General features: G+C 69.2%; 17 protein-coding genes, 1 pseudogene and 1 other annotated feature. Of the genes and pseudogenes, 2 read left to right on the top strand and 16 right to left on the bottom strand.

The annotated features are described in order from the left end of the window. Positions 1-499: 499 nt before the first annotated feature. From tyrS to RF650_RS13050, 7 genes are all read right to left on the bottom strand, one after another. Complete coding sequence (tyrS, locus tag RF650_RS13080; RefSeq protein WP_368815137.1) at positions 500-1,807, bottom strand: tyrosine--tRNA ligase; 1,308 nt, start codon at positions 1,805-1,807, stop codon at positions 500-502. Positions 1,808-1,820: 13 nt separating this feature from the next. Next, positions 1,821-4,118, bottom strand: coding sequence for an AAA family ATPase (locus tag RF650_RS13075; RefSeq protein ID WP_368815136.1), 2,298 nt, complete (start codon positions 4,116-4,118; stop codon positions 1,821-1,823). 87 nt (positions 4,119-4,205) lie between these two features. Further along, on the bottom strand, positions 4,206-4,733 hold the full coding sequence (locus tag RF650_RS13070; protein ID WP_064845919.1) for an adenine phosphoribosyltransferase: 528 nt from the start codon (positions 4,731-4,733) through the stop codon (positions 4,206-4,208). Between the two features lie 40 nt (positions 4,734-4,773). Further along, entirely contained in the window at positions 4,774-5,484 is a 711-nt protein-coding gene (locus RF650_RS13065) for a DNA-3-methyladenine glycosylase (RefSeq protein WP_239321776.1), read from the bottom strand. Then, on the bottom strand, positions 5,481-6,926 hold the full coding sequence (gene argH, locus RF650_RS13060; RefSeq protein WP_368815135.1) for an argininosuccinate lyase: 1,446 nt from the start codon (positions 6,924-6,926) through the stop codon (positions 5,481-5,483). The genes RF650_RS13065 and argH overlap by 4 nt, the downstream gene beginning before the upstream one ends. 140 nt (positions 6,927-7,066) lie before the next feature. Further along, positions 7,067-8,272, bottom strand: a complete 1,206-nt coding sequence (locus RF650_RS13055; protein WP_368815134.1) for an argininosuccinate synthase — start codon at positions 8,270-8,272, stop codon at positions 7,067-7,069. Between the two features lie 86 nt (positions 8,273-8,358). After that, positions 8,359-9,873, bottom strand: a complete 1,515-nt coding sequence (locus RF650_RS13050) for a long-chain fatty acid--CoA ligase (RefSeq protein ID WP_368815133.1) — start codon at positions 9,871-9,873, stop codon at positions 8,359-8,361. 198 nt (positions 9,874-10,071) lie between these two features. On the opposite strand from RF650_RS13050, the gene RF650_RS13045 reads away from it, so the two are divergent. Further along, positions 10,072-10,503, top strand: coding sequence for an ankyrin repeat domain-containing protein (locus RF650_RS13045; RefSeq protein ID WP_368815132.1), 432 nt, complete (start codon positions 10,072-10,074; stop codon positions 10,501-10,503). Between the two features lie 109 nt (positions 10,504-10,612). On the opposite strand, the gene RF650_RS13040 is transcribed toward RF650_RS13045, so the two are convergent. Genes RF650_RS13040 through argC form a run of 6 tightly spaced genes read right to left on the bottom strand, consistent with a single transcriptional unit; the run spans position 10,613 to position 16,631 of the window. Next, positions 10,613-11,107, bottom strand: a complete 495-nt coding sequence (locus tag RF650_RS13040; RefSeq protein ID WP_368815131.1) for an arginine repressor — start codon at positions 11,105-11,107, stop codon at positions 10,613-10,615. Next, positions 11,104-12,075 carry an ornithine carbamoyltransferase gene (gene argF, locus RF650_RS13035; protein ID WP_085106709.1) on the bottom strand — a complete coding sequence of 324 codons (972 nt, stop codon included), beginning with the start codon at positions 12,073-12,075 and terminating at the stop codon, positions 11,104-11,106. Before argF ends, RF650_RS13040 begins: the two co-directional genes overlap by 4 nt. 36 nt (positions 12,076-12,111) lie before the next feature. Further along, positions 12,112-13,374, bottom strand: coding sequence for an acetylornithine transaminase (locus RF650_RS13030; protein WP_368815130.1), 1,263 nt, complete (start codon positions 13,372-13,374; stop codon positions 12,112-12,114). Next, positions 13,371-14,321: an acetylglutamate kinase gene (argB, locus tag RF650_RS13025; RefSeq protein ID WP_368815129.1), complete on the bottom strand. Its 951-nt coding sequence runs from the start codon at positions 14,319-14,321 to the stop codon at positions 13,371-13,373. Before argB ends, RF650_RS13030 begins: the two co-directional genes overlap by 4 nt. Positions 14,322-14,331: 10 nt before the next feature. After that, the gene (argJ, locus tag RF650_RS13020) at positions 14,332-15,537 is read right to left on the bottom strand and encodes a bifunctional glutamate N-acetyltransferase/amino-acid acetyltransferase ArgJ (RefSeq protein WP_368815128.1); all 1,206 of its coding nucleotides are present in this window, start codon (positions 15,535-15,537) and stop codon (positions 14,332-14,334) included. Positions 15,538-15,581: 44 nt separating this feature from the next. Continuing rightward, positions 15,582-16,631, bottom strand: coding sequence for an N-acetyl-gamma-glutamyl-phosphate reductase (argC, locus tag RF650_RS13015; protein WP_368815127.1), 1,050 nt, complete (start codon positions 16,629-16,631; stop codon positions 15,582-15,584). A gap of 192 nt (positions 16,632-16,823) precedes the next feature. Between argC and RF650_RS13010 the strand changes: the two genes are divergently transcribed. Next, entirely contained in the window at positions 16,824-17,801 is a 978-nt protein-coding gene (locus RF650_RS13010) for a quinone oxidoreductase (RefSeq protein ID WP_368815126.1), read from the top strand. Between the two features lie 193 nt (positions 17,802-17,994). Here RF650_RS13010 and RF650_RS13005 read toward each other — a convergent pair whose 3' ends face one another. From RF650_RS13005 to RF650_RS12995, 3 genes and pseudogenes are all read right to left on the bottom strand, one after another. Then, positions 17,995-18,228, bottom strand: a complete 234-nt coding sequence (locus RF650_RS13005; RefSeq protein WP_131333165.1) for an integrase core domain-containing protein — start codon at positions 18,226-18,228, stop codon at positions 17,995-17,997. Between the two features lie 73 nt (positions 18,229-18,301). Continuing rightward, positions 18,302-19,240: pseudogene (locus RF650_RS13000) on the bottom strand (IS3 family transposase); the annotation flags it as partial. Then, positions 18,806-18,941, bottom strand: a sequence feature (AL1L pseudoknot). Its footprint overlaps the pseudogene before it by 136 nt. Before the next feature lie 103 nt (positions 19,241-19,343). Beyond that, positions 19,344-20,240 (bottom strand): IS30 family transposase, encoded by an 897-nt coding sequence (locus RF650_RS12995; RefSeq protein ID WP_368815138.1) that lies wholly within the window; start codon positions 20,238-20,240, stop codon positions 19,344-19,346. Positions 20,241-20,428 lie beyond the last annotated feature (188 nt).

Raw genomic sequence — 20,428 nt, 5'->3', positions numbered from 1 at the left:
ACCAAAAACAAAAAAACTTTGGTATCAACAAACTAGACACACTATTGAGTTGACAAACAACAAACCACACCACACGGCCCCTCACCAGGGCCACAACGGTCGGTTGTGCAATCGAGCCGCTCGGGGCCGATCGACGATTTTGGGAGCTGCCTCTCGGATCGAACCTCTTTCGGTCCGCCGCGAAGCGACTCATCAAGCTTAGTTCCGCGTTGCTCGGCGTGTCAACTTGACTGTTCAAGCCGATTCGCTTCGCGCTGCCGAATGCCAGCTAACCATAGCATGAACGAGGTCCGACGAGTCGGGCTGATCTTTGCTGGTCACCCCGCGGCTCCGGTTCCTTCTCGGTTCCTCGCCGCGGCGACTCGGAATACATTACACACGAGCCGGGACCGGCGCAAAACGCTGGCCCCGGCTCGCGGGTGCTCCGCCGTGCGGCGGTTCCGGGCGTCCATGCCCGGGGTATGTGACCAGGGCCCGACGGGGACCCGGTGCCCGACGATCAGCTCCCGACCGTGACGGCTGCCAGGTTCTTCTTGCCCCGGCGCAGCAGCGCGAACCGACCGTGCAACAGGTCGTCCGCGGTCAGGGTGGCGTCCTCCCCCGAGAGCTTGCGGTTGTTGACGGAAGCACCACCCTCCTTGAGCGTGCGCCGCGCGGCGGACTTGGATTCCGCCAGGCCCGTGGCCACGAGCAGATCCACCACGGCGTGCTCACCCGGTGCGACCTCCGCGTGGGGCAACTCTGCCGCGACCGCCGCGAGCGTGTCTTCGTCCAGGTCCTCGAAGGAACCCTTGCCGAACACGGCGGCGGACGCCTCGATCGCCTTGCGGGTGGCCTCGGGCCCGTGCACCAGGGTGTTGACGTCCGAAGCCAGGACCTTCTGGGCCTCACGCCGGAAGGGTTCCTCCTCGGTGAGACGCTGCAGTTCCGCGATCTCCTCGCGGGTGCGGAAGGTGAAGACCTTGAGTCGATCCGCCACGTCCGCGTCCGCGGTGTTGAGCCAGAACTGGTAGAAGGCGTAGGGCGAGGTCAGTGCCGGATCCAGCCAGATGGCATTGCCCTCCGACTTCCCGAACTTGGTGCCGTCCGAGTTGGTGATCAGCGGCGTGCCGATCGCGTGCACCGTGGCGCCCTCGGCCTTGCGCACCAGGTCAGTGCCGGAGGTAAGGTTGCCCCACTGGTCGGAACCGCCGGTCTGCAGGATGCAGTCGTACTGCCGGTACAGGTTGAGGAAGTCCAGTCCCTGCAGGATCTGGTAGCTGAACTCGGTGTAGGAGATCCCCTCTTCCGAGTTCAACCGCTTGGCCACGATGTCCTTCTTGATCATGGTGCCCACGCGGAAGTTCTTACCGATGTCCCGCAGGAAATCGATCGCGGACAGCTGGGACGTCCAGTCCAGGTTGTTGACCATGCGCGCGGGATTGTCCCCCTCGAAGGACAGGAACCGCTGGACCTGTTCGCGCAGCAGGTTTACCCATTCGGCCACGGTCTCGCGCGAGTTGAGGACGCGTTCCGAGGTCTGCCGCGGATCACCGATCAGCCCGGTGGATCCGCCGACCAGACCGATCGGGTGGTGTCCCGCGAGTTGGAGTCGCCGAAGCAGCAACAACTGCACCAGGTGTCCCAGGTGCAGGGAGGACGCCGTGGGGTCGAACCCGCAGTAATACGTGATGGGACCACCGTCGAGCGTTTCCTGCAGGGCCTCCGCATCCGTGGAGACCTGGACGAGTCCGCGCCAGTTCAGCTCCTCCCACAGGGAGGAGAAGGACGGATCGTTGTGCTGCGTGCTGAGATCGGTGGTTGACACGTGGACTAAGTTATCAGGCCGCCGTGGGGTCCCCGGCGCCCGGTTCCCCGGGTTGCGGGGTGATACCGTCGGGCAGTCCGTGGGCCGCCACGAGGTACAACCGCTGGGTGGGACGGGTCATGGCCACGTACAGATTGCCCGGGCCCCCGGCGGGGTCGTCCGCGATCTCCGTGGGTTCCACGACCACCACGGAATCGAACTCGAGGCCCTTGGCATCCCACGGGGTGAGCACCATGATCCGCCGGTCCAGGCTGCGCATGCCCGCGGCCACGAGCCCCGGGAAGGCCTCGTCCAGGGCCTTACCCACCGCGGCCAAACGTCCCCCGGGGCACACCACTCCCACGAGACCCCCGGCGAGCCGCTCCAGTTCGCGCCGCACCTGCGCCACGATCTCCGCGGCCAGCTCCGCCTCGACGGCCACCGGCACGATCACGGGCGGATCGCCGCCGCGCACCGCCGTGGGATCGGAGACCGCGATCCCCGTAGCCTGCGCGACCCGCACCGCGGCGTCGGCGATCGGTTGCGGGGTGCGGTAGTTGACCGTGAGTTCCTCGAGCGTGAAGCGCTCCCCCACGAACGGCTCGAGCGCCTCGTCCCAGGTCCGGGCCGCCGCCGCGTTCCCCGCCTGGGCGATGTCCCCGACCACCGTGAAGGACTTCAGGGGGCACCGGCGCATGAGCACGCGCCACTGCATGGGCGAGAGTTCCTGCGCCTCGTCCACGACTACGTGCCCGTACGCCCACGTACGGTCCGACGACGCCGCTTCGGCCGCCGTCATCCGGTGCGGCGCCTCAGCGTTGAAAGACGTGAGCTGTTCGACCGTGACGACGCCCTGGGCACCGATGTCCTCGAAACCCTCCGCCATGGCCTCGAGCGCCTTCTGCGCCGATTCCTGGGCCTTGCGCTCCTCGAGCGAACGGTCCCCGCGCACCTTGATACCGGCGGACTCGAAGTCGCCCAACAGTTCCGAGGCCTCGTCCAGCAGGGCGACGTCGGGTACGGTCAACGGCGCGTCGACGGGCCGCAACAGGCGCGAGACCTGGGCGTCCGAGAGCCGCGGGGCGGCGGAGCGCAGGTAGTGCTCCTTGGCGAACAACTGAGCCACGAGTTGCTGGGGTGTCAAGGGCAACCACAGCAGGTTGAGCGCGATGCGTACCTCTCGGGACTGTCGCAGGTCCTCCTTGAGGTACGAGCGGTCCATCGTGGTCCCGGCCTTCTCGTTGAGCTCGTCCCCGAGGTTCTGGGCGAGCTCCTTGACGATGACCTTCACGAACGTCTCGCGGGCCTCGTTGTGCGGCTTGCCCGTGGCGCGCGCACGCTCCCGGGCCCGGCGCACGAGCGAGGGTTCGAGCCGCACGCGGTGGCTGTCCACGGTGAGCCACTGCGTGCGCTCGGGAACCTTCTGCCGGTCAGCAACGGCGCGCTTGATGACGTCCACCATGTGCAGCCCGGACTTCCAACGGGTCACCCAGGGGTCGGTCTCGACCGTGCCGTGTACACCCGGATAGAGGTCCGCGAGGGACGACATCACCACGCCGGTCTCCCCGAGCGCCGGAAGCACGCGTTCGATGTACCACAGGAACGACGACGACGGACCCACGATCAGCACACCCGACTTGGCGAGCCGCTCCCGGTGTTCGTATAACAAGTACGCGGCACGGTGCAGGGCCACGGCGGTCTTGCCGGTACCCGGGCCACCCTGGACCACGCGCACCCCGGACAGGGGGGCGCGAATGATGCGGTCTTGTTCGGCCTGGATCGTGGCGACGATGTCCGTCATGCGGCCCGTGCGCTCGGAGTTCAGGGCCGCGATGAGCGCGCCCTCGCCGTGCACAACCTCGGCGTCGGAGACGGCACCCGGATCCAGGACGTCGTCCTCGAGGGCGGTGACCTCCCGCCCGTCCATGATGAGGTGGCGTCGACGCACCAGGTCCATGGGGTTGGCGGCGGTGGCCTGGTAGAAGGCCCCGGCCTCGCGGGCCCGCCAGTCCAGTACGAGCCGGCGGTGGTCCTCCGTGGCCAGTCCGAGCCGGCCCACGTAGTGCCGCTCCCCCTCGGTGGTGTCCAGGCGACCGAAGACCAAACGTTCATCCACCGAGTTGAGTTGGGTGAGGCGGTCCTCGTAATGCGTGGCGAATGCGTCACGTTCGGAGCGCGCCTGGTGTCCCCCGCCGAAGTTCGTGGTCCGGACGCGGCGCAACTCGTCCGCATTGAGTTGCCGCAACTCGTCCAACCGGGCGTAGGCCTCGGCGACGTAGCGCCGTTCCTCCCCCAGTTGCCGGGACACCTCCACGGATGCGGATTCCTCCACGCACTTCACCTCACGCACACTGCCGACGGGTCCGGTCGCTCAACCGGCGATCGTCTATCCTACCGCTCGATCCGCGCGACTCCCCCGTCACACGCGCAACAGTGCGCGCACGCGATGCCCACCCAGTTGGGCCCGGCCGCGCAGCGCAGTCAGCTCCATGATCACGCCGAAACCCGCGACGTTGTACCCGCCGCGCGTCAACAACGACGCCGTGGCACCCAGGGTCCCGCCCGTGGCGAGGACGTCGTCCAGGACCAGGACGCGCGAACCGCGGGGAGCGTCGTCGGTGTGGATCTCCAGGGTGCCCGTGCCGTACTCGAGGTCGTAGGCCTGGGAGATGGTCTCGCGCGGGAGCTTGCCCGCCTTGCGCACCGGGATGATCCCCACCCCGGACGCGTACGCCACGGCCGCGGCGATCATGAATCCGCGCGCCTCCACACCGGCCACGCAGTCGTACTGGCCGCGGAAGGCGTCCACGAGCGCGTCCACGGTGCGCTGGAAACCGTCCCCATCCGCGAACAGGGGCGTGAGATCGCGGAAGAGCACCCCCGGCTCGGGATGGTCGGGGATCTTGGCGCACAACCGGTCGATCATCTGTTCCACGGATTCAGTCACCGCTCCATCGTATCCGGCGCACCGCGCGGCGGGCGGTGCGCTAGCGCGTGCGGCGGCGTTTGACGGTGGCCTTGCGGTACGGGGACACCGTGGGCTCGCCCGGCAGTGCGTAGCGCCACGGGTACGCGTCCGTCCCGCCCTCCCCGGACACGCCCGTCCGGGCCGTCACGACGACGTCGCTCGCGGGGCGTTGCGCCAGGACCAGTCCGGTCCACGTGTCCTCACCGCGCCGTTCGACCTCCTCGCGCGCCCGGGCCACGGGATCGGGGGCGATGCCGAGATCGGCGAGCGCGGCGCCGTCGTCGTCGCGGGTCAGTGCGAGGGCTTGCGCCACGTTGCCGGGCCCGCGCGCGAGCGAGGCGAAGGCCGGTTCGGAACTGCGGTTCGCGAGCCTGCGCTGCGTGGCCACCTCGGTGCCCAGCACGACCTCGCCCGAGCGGATCAGGACACCGCCACCGACGCCCTCGGGCCGGCACACGAAGTTCACCGCGTGATGCAGCCCGTACGTGAAGTACACGTAGACGTGCCCGGGCGGGCCGAACATCGAGGCGTTGCGCGCCGTGCGACCCCGGTAGGTGTGGGCCCCGGGATCCGGCAGGTCCGAGTCCTGCGGGCCGCCATAGGCCTCGACCTCGGTCAGCCGCAGCCCCACCGTGCCCCCGGGGCGCGCGCACACGAGGACGGCGCCGAGCAGCCGGGGAGCGACGTCGGGGGCCGGGGCGAGGAGAAGCTCGTGCAGTCCGGCCGTCACGAGACGACGGGCTCGCGCGCGGCGAAGGCGTCCAGCTCCGCGAGCTGCCGTTCGAGCTCGGTGAGCTGTTGGGCGACCGCGTCCGGCGCGGTGCCGCCCTGGGAGTTGCGCGAGGACAGGGAGCCCTCGACCGTGAGCACCTCCCGGACCCCGGGCGTGAGGTGCGGCGAGATCGCGGCGAACTGCTCATCGGTCAGGTCCCACAGCTCGATGCACTCGTCCTCGCACACACGCACGGCCTCCCCGGAGATCTCGTGCGCCTCGCGGAACGGGACGCCCTGGCGCACGAGCCACTCGGCGACGTCGGTCGCGAGCGCGAAACCCTGCGGGGCGAGCTCGGCGAGGCGCTGCGTGTGGAACTCGAGGGTCGCCATCATGCCCGTGACGGCGGGCAACAGCACCTCGAGCTGGTCGATCGCGTCGAAGACGGGTTCCTTGTCCTCTTGCAGATCCCGGTTGTACGCGAGCGGCAACCCCTTGAGGGTCGCGAGCAGACCCGCGAGGTCACCGATCAACCGCCCGGCCTTACCGCGCGCGAGTTCCGCGACGTCCGGGTTCTTCTTCTGCGGCATGATCGATGAACCGGTCGAATAGGCGTCGTCCAGGGTCACGAACGAGAACTCCTTGGTGGCCCACGTGGTCACCTCCTCGCTCATCCGGGAGATGTCCACGGCGGCCATGGCGCACACCCACGCGAACTCCGCGTAGACGTCCCGCGACGCGGTGCCGTCGATCGAGTTGAACACCGCGGAGTCGAAGCCGAGCTCGGCCGCCACGGCATTGGGGTCCAGGCCCAGCGACGATCCCGCGAGCGCGCCCGAACCGTACGGGGACACCGCCGCGCGGTTGTCCCAGTCGGCGAGCCGCTGGACGTCCCGCAGTACCGCCCACGCATGGGCGAGCAGGTGGTGGGACAGCAGCACGGGCTGGGCGTGCTGCAGGTGGGTGCGCCCGGGCATGGGGGCGTACGGGTGGCGCCGCGCCTGCTCCACGAGGGCTCGCACGAGCTCCAGCAGGTTGCGCGCGATGATCGAGGCGTGGTCGCGCAGGTACATCCGACCCAGGGTCGCGATCTGGTCGTTGCGGGAGCGACCCGCGCGCAGCTTGCCGCCGAGGTTCGCCCCGGCGCGCTCGATGAGCCCGCGCTCGAGGCACCCGTGGACGTCCTCGTCCGACGGCGACGGCGCGTACGCCCCGCTGCGCACGTCCGCCTCGAGCCGGTCGAGTGCGTCCAGCATCCCGCTCAACTCGTCCTCGCTCAACAGGCCGGCCGTGTGCAGCACGCGGGCGTGGGCGCGGGACCCCGCGATGTCGTACGGCGCCAGACGCCAATCGAAATCGGTGGACTTGCTCAGCGCGGCGAGGGCGTCCGCGGGCCCGCCCGCGAATCGACCGCCCCACAGGGCGCCCTCGTTGGTTCCGTGCTGCTCGTGCTGGGCCATGATGCTCCTCGTGGACGTCGTGGGACCGTGGATTGCCGGGCACTCACCCGGGGTGGGGAACGGCCGGGCTCCAGTCTAGGAGCCCGGCCGTTCGCGATGATGTGGTGATCACCCGCGCACCGGGGCGCGGGAGACGGATGTCAGCTCTCGGCGAGGCCCTGCTCGCGGCGGGAGGCCACCTTGGAGGACATCCCGAACAGTTCGATGAACCCGCGGGCGTTGGACTGGTCGAAGGAGTCACCCTCGTCGTACGTGGCCAGGTTGAAGTCGTAGAGACCCGTGGACGAACGCCGCCCGGTCACTGTGGCCCGGCCCGCGTGCAACTCCATGCGGATGTCACCGTTGACGTACTTCTGGGTGTCCTCGATGAACACGTCCAAGGACTTCTTCAACGGGGAGAACCACTGGCCGTCGTAGACGAGCTCGGTCCAGCGCTGACCCACGGTCTTCTTGAAGCGGGCCTGCTCGCGCTCGATCGTGACGTTCTCGAGTTCCTTGTGCGCGGCGATCAACGCCATGGCACCCGGGGCCTCGTAGATCTCGCGGGACTTGATGCCCACGAGCCGGTCCTCAACGATGTCGATCCGCCCCACACCCTGGGCACCCGCGCGGCGGTTGAGCTCCTGGATGGCCTGCAGCGGCGTGACGGGCTTGCCGTCGAGCGCCACGGGCACGCCCTGCTCGAACGTGATCACGACCTCGTCCGCGGCGGGCGGGAACGTGGGATCGTCCGTGTAGTCGTAGACGTCCTTGGTGGGCGCGTTCCAGATGTCCTCGAGGAACCCGGTCTCCACCGCGCGGCCCCACACGTTCTGGTCGATCGAGAAGGGGTTCTTCTTGGTCGTGGCGATCGGCAGGTTGTTGTTCTCCGCGTACGTGATGGCCTTCTCACGGGTCAACGCGAGGTCACGTACCGGCGCGATGCACTTGAGTTCGGGACCCAGGGTCTGGATGCCCACCTCGAAGCGCACCTGGTCGTTGCCCTTGCCCGTGCAGCCGTGGGCCACCGTGGTGGCACCGAACTGCTTCGCGGCCTTCACGAGGTGCTTGACGATCACCGGGCGGGAGACGGCCGAGACCAGTGGGTAGGAGTCCATGTAGAGACCGTTGGCCTTCAACGCGGGCATGCAGTACTCGCTCGCGAACTCGTCACGGGCGTCCGCGACGTACGCCTCCACGGCACCGCAGTCCAGGGCGCGCTGACGCACGGTCTCGAGGTCCTCGCCACCCTGTCCGACATCCACGGCCACGGCGATGACCTCGGCACCGGTGGCCTCACCGATCCACCCGATGGCCACGGACGTGTCCAATCCGCCCGAGTAGGCCAATACCACGCGATCACTCACGGTGCTTTCCTCCACAACTGCTCGATGACGCCGACTACGCGGGAGTGCCCCGCGGCTCATGCATGACTATACACAGCAATCAGTATTTATGCATCGAGGGTCAGTTCCCGCTTCAAAATCTTGCCCGTCGGGCCCTTGGGCAGCTCGTCCACGATCCGGTAGATCCGGGGGTACTTGTACTTGGCCACCCGCTCCTGGACGAACGCGTCCAGCTCTCGCGTGAGCGCCTCGCGGCCCTTGGACTGGAGCACCCCGGACTCGAAGACCACCACGGCCCCGACCTCCTCGCCGTGCTTCTCGCTCGGGACCCCCAGCACCGCGGCCTCCACCACGCCGGGGAACTGGTAGATGGCCTCCTCGACCTCGCGCGGGTACACGTTGTAACCGCCGCGCAGGATCATGTCCTTCTTACGGTCCACGATGAAGAACGCGCCGTCCTCGTCCTCGCGGGCCATGTCACCGGTGTGGAACCAGCCGCCGCGCATCGCGTTCTCGGTGGCCTCGGGCTTGTTCCAGTAGCCCTTCATCACGTACTGCCCGCGCACCACGAGCTCACCGACCTCGTTGGTGGGGACCTGCTGGTCGTCCCCGTCCACCACGCGCAGCTCCGCACCGCGCACGGCCGTGCCGATGGAGCCCGGCTTGCGCTCGTTGCCCGGTTGGTTGAAGCACACCACCGGCGAGGTCTCGGACAGCCCGTACCCCTCGAACACGGTGGTGTTGAAGACCTTCTCGAACTTGACCATGACCTCCACGGGCATGGGGGACCCTCCGGACACGCCGGCACGCAGGTCCACGCCCTCGACGGCCTGCGGGTCCTGGTTGGCCTGGTGCAGCAGGGCCACGTACATGGTGGGGACCCCCGCGAAGATCGTGACACCGTCGCGGCGCAGGATCTCCAGGGCCTTGCCCGGGTGGAAGCGGGGCAGCAGAGTCACGGCCGCACCGCTGCAGATCACGCCGTTGAGCGCCACCGTCTGGCCGAACACGTGGAAGAAGGGCAGCCCACCGAACATCACGTCCCCGTGGTGCAGGTTGAACATTTCGCCGGCGACCTCGGCGTTGGTGAGCAGGTTGTGGTGGGTCAGCTCCGCACCCTTGGGGCGGCCGGTAGTCCCGGACGTGTAGAGCAGCACGGCCGTGTCCGAGTCCTGGCGCTCCACGACGTCACGGTCGGGATCCACACCCTGGAGGCGCTCCACCGTTCCGCGGGCGCTGATGGGCAGCACGTTGAGGCCCTCGATCTCCTCGGCCGCCTTCTGACTGGCCTGCGCCATGTCCTCCCACGCGAGCACGAAGGAGCACCCGGAGTCCTGGAAGTGGTAGGTGAGCTCTCGGGGCGTGAGCAGGGGGTTGAGGGGGACGACGATGCCGCCGGCGCGCAGGATCGCGTAGTACAGCACGGCCATGTGGGGCACGTTGGGCAGTACGAGGGCCACGCGGTCCCCCGGTCGGATGCCGTTGGCCTTGAGCAGCGCCGCGCCGCGGGCGGAGAGATCGTCCAGCTGCCCGTAGGTCATGTGCAGCTCGTCGAGAATAATCGCGGGATCGGACGTGTACTGGGCGGCCGAGGTGGTGAGCAGGGTGGCCAGGTTGGTCATGGGTCCTCCAGAAGACAGTGTGAGTTCTAACACGTGATACTGCCCGTATCGGATATTCGAGTCAAACGTCGACCCCGCCCGGATTCCGCGTGCGACACTGGACAGCGCCGCACGCGACGAGCCCCGGCCGCCGCTCTCCGCAATCCCGTCAATTCGTTCCCGGGCCACGGGCCGTGGCCCCGCACAGGAGGATCCCCCGTGACCGACCAGCACAGAAACGCGCAGAGCCCCCAATTCACCGAGGCGGAGCTGGCCTACGTCTCATCCCTGTTCGACGCCGCCCGCAACGGCGACACCCAGCTGCTGAGCTCTGCGCTCGACGCCGGGGTGCCGGTCAACCTCACGAACAGCAAGGGGGACACCCTGCTGAACCTGGCGGCGTACCTGGAGCGCGAGGAGACGGTGGCCATGCTGCTTGCCCGCGGCGCGGACACCGAGCGCGTGAGCGACATGGGCTTCACCGCCCTGGTCTGTGCGGTGTTCCGCGGCAACGAGCCCATTGCCCGCGCGCTGCTCGAGGCGGGTGCGGGCCAGGCCACGGGCCACCAGCACGCACAGGACGTGGCCCGCGTCTTCGGCCAGGAGCACCTGCTGCCGCTGCTGGAGAGCTACGAGACGTGCGAGGCCTGAACCGGGCGGACGGCACCTGCTCTTCCAGGGGCTGGGGGGCCACCGCCGGGAGGTGGCACGGGCGCGGACGGCGCGCGGGCGGCGTCGTCCGCGCGCCTGGTGGGCGCGCTCAGCGGGCGAGATCCAGGAACTTCCGCGCGAGCTGCTCCCCGCCCTGGGGATCCCGGCCGACCACCATGATGGTGTCGTCCCCGGCAATGGTGCCGAGCACCTCGGGGAGCAGCGAGTGGTCGATCGCCGAGGCGAAGTACTGCGCGGCCCCGGGCGGGGTGCGCAGGATCACGAGGTTGGCGCTGCCCTCGGCCGTCACGAGCAGCTCGCGGCACAGTGCGGCGAGCTTGGCGTCGGTGCTCTCGCGGGTGACGCCGCTGGTCGGGGACCGATCCACCCCCGCCTGTGGAACCGCGTAGACCATGCCCCCGCTCGCGGAGCGCACGCGCACCGCCTCGAGTTCCACGAGGTCCCGGGACAGGGTCGCCTGGGTCACCTGGATGCCGTCCGCCGCGAGCAGTTGGGCCAGTTCGGCCTGCGAGTGGACGTCTCCTCCGGTCACAAGTTCGAGGATCCGGGCCTGGCGCGCCGTCTTGGTCGTGGGGATGCTCACCGTGCCTCCTCCCGGCGCAGGGCGGCGGGCAGGTCCGCGGCCAGTCCCGAGGAATCCAGCAGGAACGTGAGCAGGGCCTTCTGCGCGTGCACCCGGTTCTCGGCCTCGTCCCACACCCGGGACGCGGGGCCGTCGATCACGTCCGCGGCGACCTCGAAGCCGCGGTAGGCGGGCAGGCAGTGCAGGAACACGGCGTCGTCGGCCGCGAGCGCCATGGCCTCGGAGGTCACGGAGTACGGCGTGAAGATCTGCGCGCGCTCGGTTTTCTCGCTCTCCTGGCCCATGGACACCCACGTGTCGGTGACGACGGCGTCCGCGTCCTTCAGCGCCTCTCTCGCGTCCGTGGTCACGAGCACCGAGCCGCCGGTGAGCTCGGCGCGTTCGCGGGCCGCGGCGACGACGTCCTCGCGCGGCAGGTAGCCTTCCGGTCCGGCCACGCGCACGTGCATGCCGGCCGTGGCGCAGCCGAGCAGGTAGGAGTTCGCCATGTTGTTGGCGGCGTCCCCCAGGTAGACCAGGGTGCGCCCGGCCACGTCCCCGAACTCCTCGCGCAGCGTCAGCAGGTCCGCGAGGATCTGGCACGGGTGGTAGTCGTCGGACAGGGCATTGATCACTGGGACGTCGCTGAACTCGGCCATCTCCTCGAGCCCGGACTGCGCGTACGTGCGCCACACGATCGCCGCGAGCATCCGGGAGAGCACGCGGGCGCTGTCCGCGACGGTTTCCTTGTGGCCCAGCTGGGACTCCCCCGGGTTGATGATCAGCGGGTTGCCGCCCAGGTCGCTCACCCCGGCCGCGAACGAGACGCGGGTGCGGGTGGAGGTCTTGTCGAAGATGATCCCCACGGTCTGCGGACCCGCGAGCGGGCGGCGGGAGAACCGGTCCGCCTTGAGCGCGGCGGCAAGGTCCAGGACCCCGGACTGTTCCTCGGGGGTGAGATCGGTGTCGACCAGGAAGTGACGGGGCACGGGGGATTCTCCTTCGGGTGTGGTGCTGTCCGGGGCTCAGCGGGCGCGGACGGTCTCGAGCACATGCGGCAGGGCCTCGACGAACGTGTCTGCCTGCTCCGCGGTGATGATGAGAGGCGGCGCCAGACGCAGCGTGGTGGGTCCGGTGGCGTTGAGGATGAATCCCGCCTCGCGCGCGGCGGCGACGACGCGCTGGGCCATGGGGCCCCCGGTAGTCCCGGCGTTCTCCGCGTCCTCGGTGTTCTCCGCGACGAGGTCCACGCCGACCAACAGACCGTACTGGCGGACCTCCCCCACCCCGGGGACCTCCCGCAGCCGCTGCGCGAGGTGGGCTCCCACGTCCCGGGCGTTGTCGAGCAGGTTCTCGTTCTCGAGGGTCGTGACAGTCGCGAGTCCCGCGGCCATCGCTAGGGGGTTGCCCCCGAACGTGGTGCCGTGCTGACCCGCTCCCAGTAGGGCCGAGACCTCCGGTCCCGCCGTGAGCATGGCCCCCACGGGAAACCCGCCACCGAGCCCCTTGGCGAACGTCACAGCATCCGGGAACTCACCCCGGGGCAGCTGGGCGGTGGCGGCGAGCCACGCGCCGGTGCGGCCCATCCCGGACTGCACCTCGTCCACGATCAGCAGTGCACCGCGCTCCCGCGTGAGCCTGCGGGCCAGTGCCAGGAACCCCTCGGGTAGCCCGTGCACGCCGGCCTCGCCCTGGACGGGTTCCACGATCACCGCACTCACGGTGTCGTCGAGTTCGCGCTCGAGGGCCTCCGCCGTGGCCGGGATGTGGGTGACCCCGGCGGGCAGCGGTTCGAACGGTTCGCGGTAGGCCGCCTTGGCCGTAAGTGACAGGGATCCCATGGTCCGGCCGTGGAACGAGTTCTCGAGTGCGAGCACACGCGTCCGGGGCCGACCCTGCGCGTCCGGGTGCGCGCGGCCATGGCGGCGCGCGAGCTTGAACGCGGCCTCGTTCGCCTCCGAGCCCGAGTTCGCAAAGAACACGTGGGAGCCCTCGGGCGCCCCCGTGACCTTGAGCAGTTTCTCGGCCAGGTGGATACTGCCCGGGGACGTGAACAGGTTGGAGATGTGCGCAAGGGTTCCCGCTTGCTCCGAGACCGCCCGTACCCACGCGGGGTGCGCGTAGCCCAGGGCGTTCACCGCGATCCCCGCGAGCAGGTCGAGGTACCGCTTGCCGTTGGCATCGGTGACGTGCACGCCCTCGCCCGACACGAGCACGAGTGATGGATCCCCGAACACTCCCAGAAGGTGTTCCTTGTACTCCCCCAGCAGTTCGTCCTGGTTGCTCATGAGTGCTCAACTCCGTCCGGTGTGACCTCTGTGCCGATACCCGTGTCCGTGAAGATCTCCAACAGGGACGAGTGCTCCGTGCGCCCGTCCACGATGCTCGCGCGCGGCACACCGCCGTCCACCGCTCGCAGAGCCGCCCGCATCTTGGGGATCATCCCCGATTCGAGCTCCGGCAGCATCTCACGCAGTTCCGCCGCGGATAGGGACGAGATCAGCGACGAGCGATCCGGCCAGTCCGCGTAGAGCCCCTCAACGTCCGTGAGGGCCACGAACTTCTCCGCGCCCAGGGCCACGGCCACCTCGGCGGCCGCCGTGTCCGCATTGACGTTGAGGACTTGCCCCGTGAGCGCACCCCGCCCCGCGGCGTCGTCGTCCGAATCCGCGAGCTCCGGGGCGATCGAGGCGATGACCGGGATCTTACCGATGTCCAGCAGCTGCTCGACCGCGACCGTGTTGACGCGCGTGACGGTACCCACGAGACCGAGGTCCAGGGGCGCGCCGTCGGACCCGATGCGCACGCGGCACGCCTGCAGCAGCCCCGCGTCCTCGCCGGACATGCCCACCGCGTACGGGCCGTGGGCGTTGATCAGGCCCACGAGTTCCCGCCCCACCTGCCCGGTGAGGACCATGCGGATGACAGACATGGCCTCGGGCGTGGTCACGCGCAGACCGTCCTTGAACTCGGACGGGATGTTCAGGGACTCGAGCATCGCGCTGATCTGCGGGCCGCCGCCGTGGACCACGACCGGGCGGATGCCCACGTGGCGCAGGAAAACCATGTCCTCCGCGAAGGCGCGCCGCAGGCCGTCGTTGATCATGGCGTTGCCGCCGTACTTGAAGACCATGGTGGATCCCGCGTAGCGCTGGATCCACGGCAGGGCCTCCATGAGGGTCTCCGCCTTCGAGCGGGCCGTCTCGTACCTGGTGTTATCGCTGAGTCGTGACATGGTGGGCGCGCTAGCTGGAGTAGGCGCTGTTCTCCTCGACGTAGTTATGGGTGAGGTCGTTGGTCCACACGGTCGCGCTCGCGTCCCCGGCCTTGAGGTCAATGAGGACATCCACAGCGCGCGACGCCGCGAGGTCCACGCCCTCGCGCGGATCACCGATCGCGCCGTTGCGGCACACCGTCACGCCGTTGATGGTGACGTCGATCCGGTCGGGGTCGAACCGGGCGTCCGTGGTGCCCACCGCCGAGAGCACACGCCCCCAGTTGGGGTCGTTACCGAACACCGCTGTCTTGAACAGGTTGGAGCGGGCCACCGTGCGGGAGACGTCCTCCGCCTCGGTCTCCGTGGCCGCGCCCACCGTGGTGATCGCGATGTCGTGGGAGGCACCCTCCGCGTCCGTGATCAGCTGCTGCGCGAGGCTGTGGCACACCGCGGTCAGTGCGTGCGTGAACTCCCCCTGGTCCGGGCGCTGCGCCGAGGCGCCGGAGGACATCAGGACCACGGTGTCGTTGGTGGACATGCACCCGTCCGAGTCCGCGCGGTTGAAGGTGACACGGCACGCCTCCTTCAGAGCGAGCGAGAGCTCCTCCGCGCTCAGGACGGCGTCCGTGGTGAGCACCACGAGCATGGTGGCAAGCCCCGGTGCGAGCATGCCCGCGCCCTTGGCCATGCCGCCCACGCTCCACCCTGCATCGCTCACGCAGGCCTGCTTGGGGACGGTGTCCGTGGTCATGATGGCCTCCGCGGCCTCCGCCGCGGCACGCTGCCCGGGTGCGAGCGCGGCCACGACGGCCGGGACCCCGCCGCGCACGACGTCCATCGGCAGCTGTTCCCCGATCAGCCCGGTGGAGCACACCAGAACGTCCCCTGCGCCGATGCCCAGCTGCTCACCCACCAGCTCGGCGGTCTCGTGGGTGTTCTGGAAGCCCTGCGGGCCGGTGCACGCGTTCGCCCCGCCCGAGTTGAGCACCACCGCACGGGCACGGCCCTGCCGGATCACCTCGCGGGACCAGTGGACGGGGGCGGCGGCCACGCGATTGCTGGTGAATTGGGCGGCCGCGGCGTCGTCGGGCCCGGTGTTGACCACCAAGGCGAGGTCACGGCCACCCGACTTCTTGAAGCCGGCCACCACGCCAGCGGCGCTGAAACCGGCCGCGGCGCACACGCCGGAGTCGGTGCTCACGGGGACGTCGGGAATGGGGTTGTGCGAGGACATCGCAGCTCCTGGTTCGGACGGGCGGTCGAGCGGGGACCCGGGATTCACGGTGCCACGCCCTGCGCGGCGAGGCCCGAGGTCTCGGGGAGGCCGAGGGCCAGGTTGAGGGACTGCACGGCGGCTCCCGCCGTTCCCTTGGTCAGGTTGTCGATGGCCGCGCTCACCACGAGCCGCCCGGCGTGCGGGTCCACGGCCAGCTGCAGCGCCACGTGGTTCGAGGCCTGCACCGACTTGGTGGTGGGCCACTGCCCCTCGGGCAACAGGTGGACGAACGGCTCGCCGTCGTACGCGGCTCGGTAGGCCTCGCGCACAGCTTCCTCGGTCGTGCCCGGGCGCAGCACGGCGGTGGCCGTGGTGAGGATGCCGCGGGGCATGGGGGCCAGGGTGGGGGTGAACGAGATCCGCACGCCCTCGCCTGCCGCCCATCCCAGCCCCTGTTCGATCTCCGGGGTGTGCCGATGCCCGCCGCCGACGCCGTACGGGGACATCCCCCCCATCGTCTCGGCACCGAGCAGGTGAGGTTTCAGGGCCTTGCCCGCACCCGAGGTCCCGGACGCGGACACGATCACGATGTCCTGGGGAGACACCAGTCCCGCCGCCAGCGCGGGTGCCAGCGCGAGCAGCGATCCCGTGGGGTAGCAGCCAGGGACGGCGATCCGGGTGGCGCCGGGCAGGTTCTCTCGCTGCTTGCGGCCGTTCGGGTCCACGAGCAGCTCGGGCAGCCCGTAGGGCCACGTGCCGGCGTGGTCTGATCCGTAGAACGCTCCCCACGCTTCGGCGGACTCGAGCCGGTGGTCCGCCCCGGCGTCGATCACGACCGTGCCTGCGGGCAGCTGCTCGGCCAGCGCCGCGGACTGACCGTGGGGCAGGGCCAGGAACACGACGTCGTGGCCCGTGAGGTTCTGCGCGGTGGACTCGACGACGTCCCTGTCCGCGAGCGCGTGCAGGTGCGGCTGGAGCACCCCGAGCCTCTGCCCGGCGGAGGAGTGGGCCGCCACGGTGGCGATCTCGATGTCCGGGTGCCCGCACAGCAGACGGAGCACCTCTCCCCCCGCGTAGCCGGTGGCGCCTGAGACAGCAGCGGTGTAGGTCATGGGCTCCACCATACCGTATTCCTATGCACTCCACTCAATATTTATGCATAACGCGTTCCAAATCTCCGCGCGGGTGACCGCCCGCCCCGACGTGCATTGCCTTGTGCCGGGAGGTGCCGCAGCGCGAGACTGACGGGGACGCCGTCGTGCCCCTCTGCGAGCACGGCATCCCGCTGCGAGGAGGAACTGACAATGAGCGAGACCACGATGCAGGCGATCGTCGCGCACGAGCCCGGTGGCCCGGAGGTGCTGCGCCCGGCCGAGGTGCCCGTCCCCGAGCCCGGCCCCCGGGAGGTCCTCGTACGGACCGAGGCCACCGGTGTGAACTTCATCGAGACCTACCAGCGCTCCGGCGTGTACCCCGTGGACTTCCCGTTCACGGCAGGCTCAGAGGGCACCGGCGAGGTCGTGGCTGTGGGCTCAGAGGTCACCACCGTGCGGTCCGGTCAGCGCGTGGCAACCTCCGAGGCCACCCGCACGTACGCGCAGTTCTTCACGGTGGAGGAGGACAAGGCGCTACCCGTGCCGGACGGCATGGACCCTCAGACCGCCGGTGCGCTGCCCCTGCAGGGACTCACGGCGCACTACCTGGTGCGGTCCACGTTCCCCGTGCAGCCCGGGCAGACCGCGGTGGTCACGGCAGCCTCCGGCGGTGTGGGCGGGCTGGCCATCCAGCTGCTCAAGCGCATCGGCGCCACCGTGATCGCGCTGACCTCCACCCCGGATAAGGCCGCGACGGCCAAGCGCCTCGGCGCGGACCACGTGCTCGGCTACGAGGGCTTCGCCGAGCGCGTGCGCGAGCTCACGGACGGCCTGGGCGCGGACGTGGTCTATGACTCTGTGGGCCGCACGACCTTCGACGAATCCCTCGCGGCCACCCGCGTGCGCGGGACCACCGTGCTCTTCGGGGGCTCCTCCGGCCAGGTGCCCCCGCTGGACCTGCAGCGGCTCAACAGCTCCGGGGCGCTCTACGTGACCCGCCCGTCCCTGGCTTACTACACGCGGGACCGGGACGAGCGCACGTGGCGCTGGGGCGAGCTCATGGACGCCGTGACCTCCGGGGGCCTCGAGGTCCGGGTGGGCGCCACGTACCCGCTCGGCGACGCCGCCGCCGCGCACCGCGACCTCGAATCCCGCGGCACGCAGGGGAAGCTCCTGCTGCTGCCGTGAGACGACACCGCCCCGTGGGTCCGGGAGCCCACGGGGCGGTGCGCCACCGGCTTGCGCCGGAGCGGAGATCCAGGTGTCCTGACCGGGGACGTTGATCAAACGTGAGAACGGCGGCTGGTTCCTGCAGGCCGTGTGAGGACGGTGCTCGTTGTACTGGTGGGGGGCTGCTGCACGGATAGGTGACAGAGGGTAGTCACACAGCCTGGTCGGCTGGTGTGGTCATGGTGGTCTCGCACTCGATCGGCGTCAATCGGCCGAGGCGGTGTTGTCGTCGTCGGCGGTGGTAGGTCCGCTCGATCCAGGTGACGATCGCGATTCGCAACTCGTCGCGGGTGTCCCAGCGGCGGCTGTTGAGGACGTTCTTCTGCAGGAGCGCGAAGAAGGACTCCATCGCCGCGTTGTCGCCGCAGGCGCCGACGCGGCCCATGGACCCGACGAGTTGGTGGTGCCGTAGTCGGTGGACGTATCGGCGGCTTCGAAATTGACCGGGTTCAACCGGTGTCGTTGTGACACCGCAGGTCGGCGTGAGGGTGGCCTCTGGACCAGCGGGCCATCTCGATCGCGTCGAGAACCATCTCGGTGCGCATGTGCGACGCGACCCGCCACCCCACGATCATGCGGGAGAACGCGTCAACGATGAAGCACACATACGCGACACCTGCCCACGTCGGCACGAACGTCAGATCGGTCACCCACATCCGGTTCGGTACCGTCGCGGTGAACTCCCGCTTCACGAGGCCCGGGTGCCGCGCCGACGCCGGATCCGGCCGCGTCGTCTTCACTCGCTTCGACCGACTGGCGCCCTCGATCCCGGCGGCGCGCATCAGCCTGGCGGTCTGATCTGGGCCGATCATGATCCCGGCGCGTCGGGCGGCTTTCCAGAGCTTACGGACCCCATAGACCCGTTAGTTGCTCTCCCAGAGCTCGACCAGCAGTGGGATCAATTCCTTGTCCCGCACGGCACGTGCCGAGGGCGCACGGGTCTTGGCGGCGTAGTAGCTGCTCGGGGCCACCTGCAGCAGTCTGCAGATGAGCTCGACTCCGAACCGGCGGAGCGTCCATGACGTCGTCCTTGTTCGTGTCGATGAACGCGACTATTTCCGGTAGTGGCGGTCGAGCTCCGCCCCGAAGAAAGAGGCGGCCCACGTGAGCACCTCGTTCGCCCGCTGCAACTCCCGGTTCTCTTGTTCGAGCTCACGCGCCCGCTGCGCCTCAGCGCTACTCACGCCCGGGGTGACGCCGTCGTCGATGTCGGCTTGCTTGACCCACATCCGCACCGACTCGACCCCGTAACCGAGCTGCGTCGCCACGCGCTGCACGGCTCCCTGCGTGACACCGAGCTCCGCGCGCAGCGTCCTCACCATCCGCACCGCAGCGGCCTTCTCCTCGACCGAGTAGCGACGCGTCGTCGGCTTCCCGTTCGCCAGTTCCTTCGGCATAACCCCATCCTCGTTTCCAAGGTCAGGAGTCTCCAACAAACCCAGGGCGCTTCACCCTGATGGTTCTGCACCCCTCCAGGCTGGAGTATGCGAGTAGCGGCGCCTACTTATCAGGTCCGGCGCTGGTCCCGGGATGATGCGGTTTTTCTGGGGTTGGGTCTGGCATGTCATCGTCCCAATCGGCAGGCGGGGGTGGGGTATCGAAGGTGATATCCAGGTCTAGCAAGAGGTTGAGAGCGGGCTCAGGGCGGGGCATCTCCTGGGTCTGGCGCTGTCCCTCATGGGTCAGGATGGCCTGGAGTCGCTTCCACAGGTCGGTGAGGCGGTGTTCGTTGGGGTCTGGTGGCAGTCCCAGGGCGGTGGGTGCTTCGGTCTGCTGGGAGATCGCCCTCCATTGCAGGATCTCGCGTAGCGCGCCGGGGTGTTCCTGCTGGGCTTGCTGGAGCCACGGTTCCCCGGCGTTGTCGTGGATGATCTGCTGGGCGCGGGCGTCGATTCGCGCGGCGATGGTGTTGAGGTCGGCCTGGGTGAAGGAGCGTAGGTCGGCGTTCTTCGCGAGGTACTGACGCAGCAGGCGGTTCGTGTTCTCGTTCGTGCCGCGCTGCCACGGTGAGCGGGCGTCGCAGAAGAACACCTGCATGCCCAGGGCGTGTGCGATCTGATCGTGGCAGGCCATTTCTCGGCCGCGATCCCACGTCAACGACCGGCGTAGGTTCGGCGGCACGTCGGCGAGGTTGTTGATGAGCGCGTCTCTGACCGTGTCAGCCTTATACCCGTTTGGCAGGGCAACGACGCGCACCATGCGAGTGGAGCGTTCGACGAGCGTGGCCACGGCGGACGGGCGCCGGCCCATGACGAGGTCGCCTTCCCAGTGCCCCGCTTCGCGGCGCTCTTCCACGCTGGTGGGCCGATCGTGGATGGAGGTCATGTTCCGCAACACGCCGCGGCGTTGGCGGGGTTTCGCGACGCGCGCATGGCGCAGCGATTGCCCTGATCGCAGGAGATTTCCCTGTCGTGGCGGGTCAAGCCCCGAGAAGTGGTGTAGCGATCTTTCGTAGGGGTCAGGCAGTGAGGGCGGTCAGGCGGTCGGGGATCACCTCGCTTCCGGTGCGGGCCACGGGGGTGAGCCGGCAACGGGTGAGGACCTCGAGTCCGAGGTAGCGGCGGCCCTCGGCCCACTCATCGGTC

This window comes from Kocuria sp. CPCC 205297 (assembly GCF_040981035.1).
GTDB lineage: Bacteria > Actinomycetota > Actinomycetes > Actinomycetales > Micrococcaceae > Kocuria > Kocuria marina.
The sequence above is the reverse complement of the archived record's forward strand: the minus strand, read 5'-3'. Positions and strand labels throughout refer to the sequence as shown.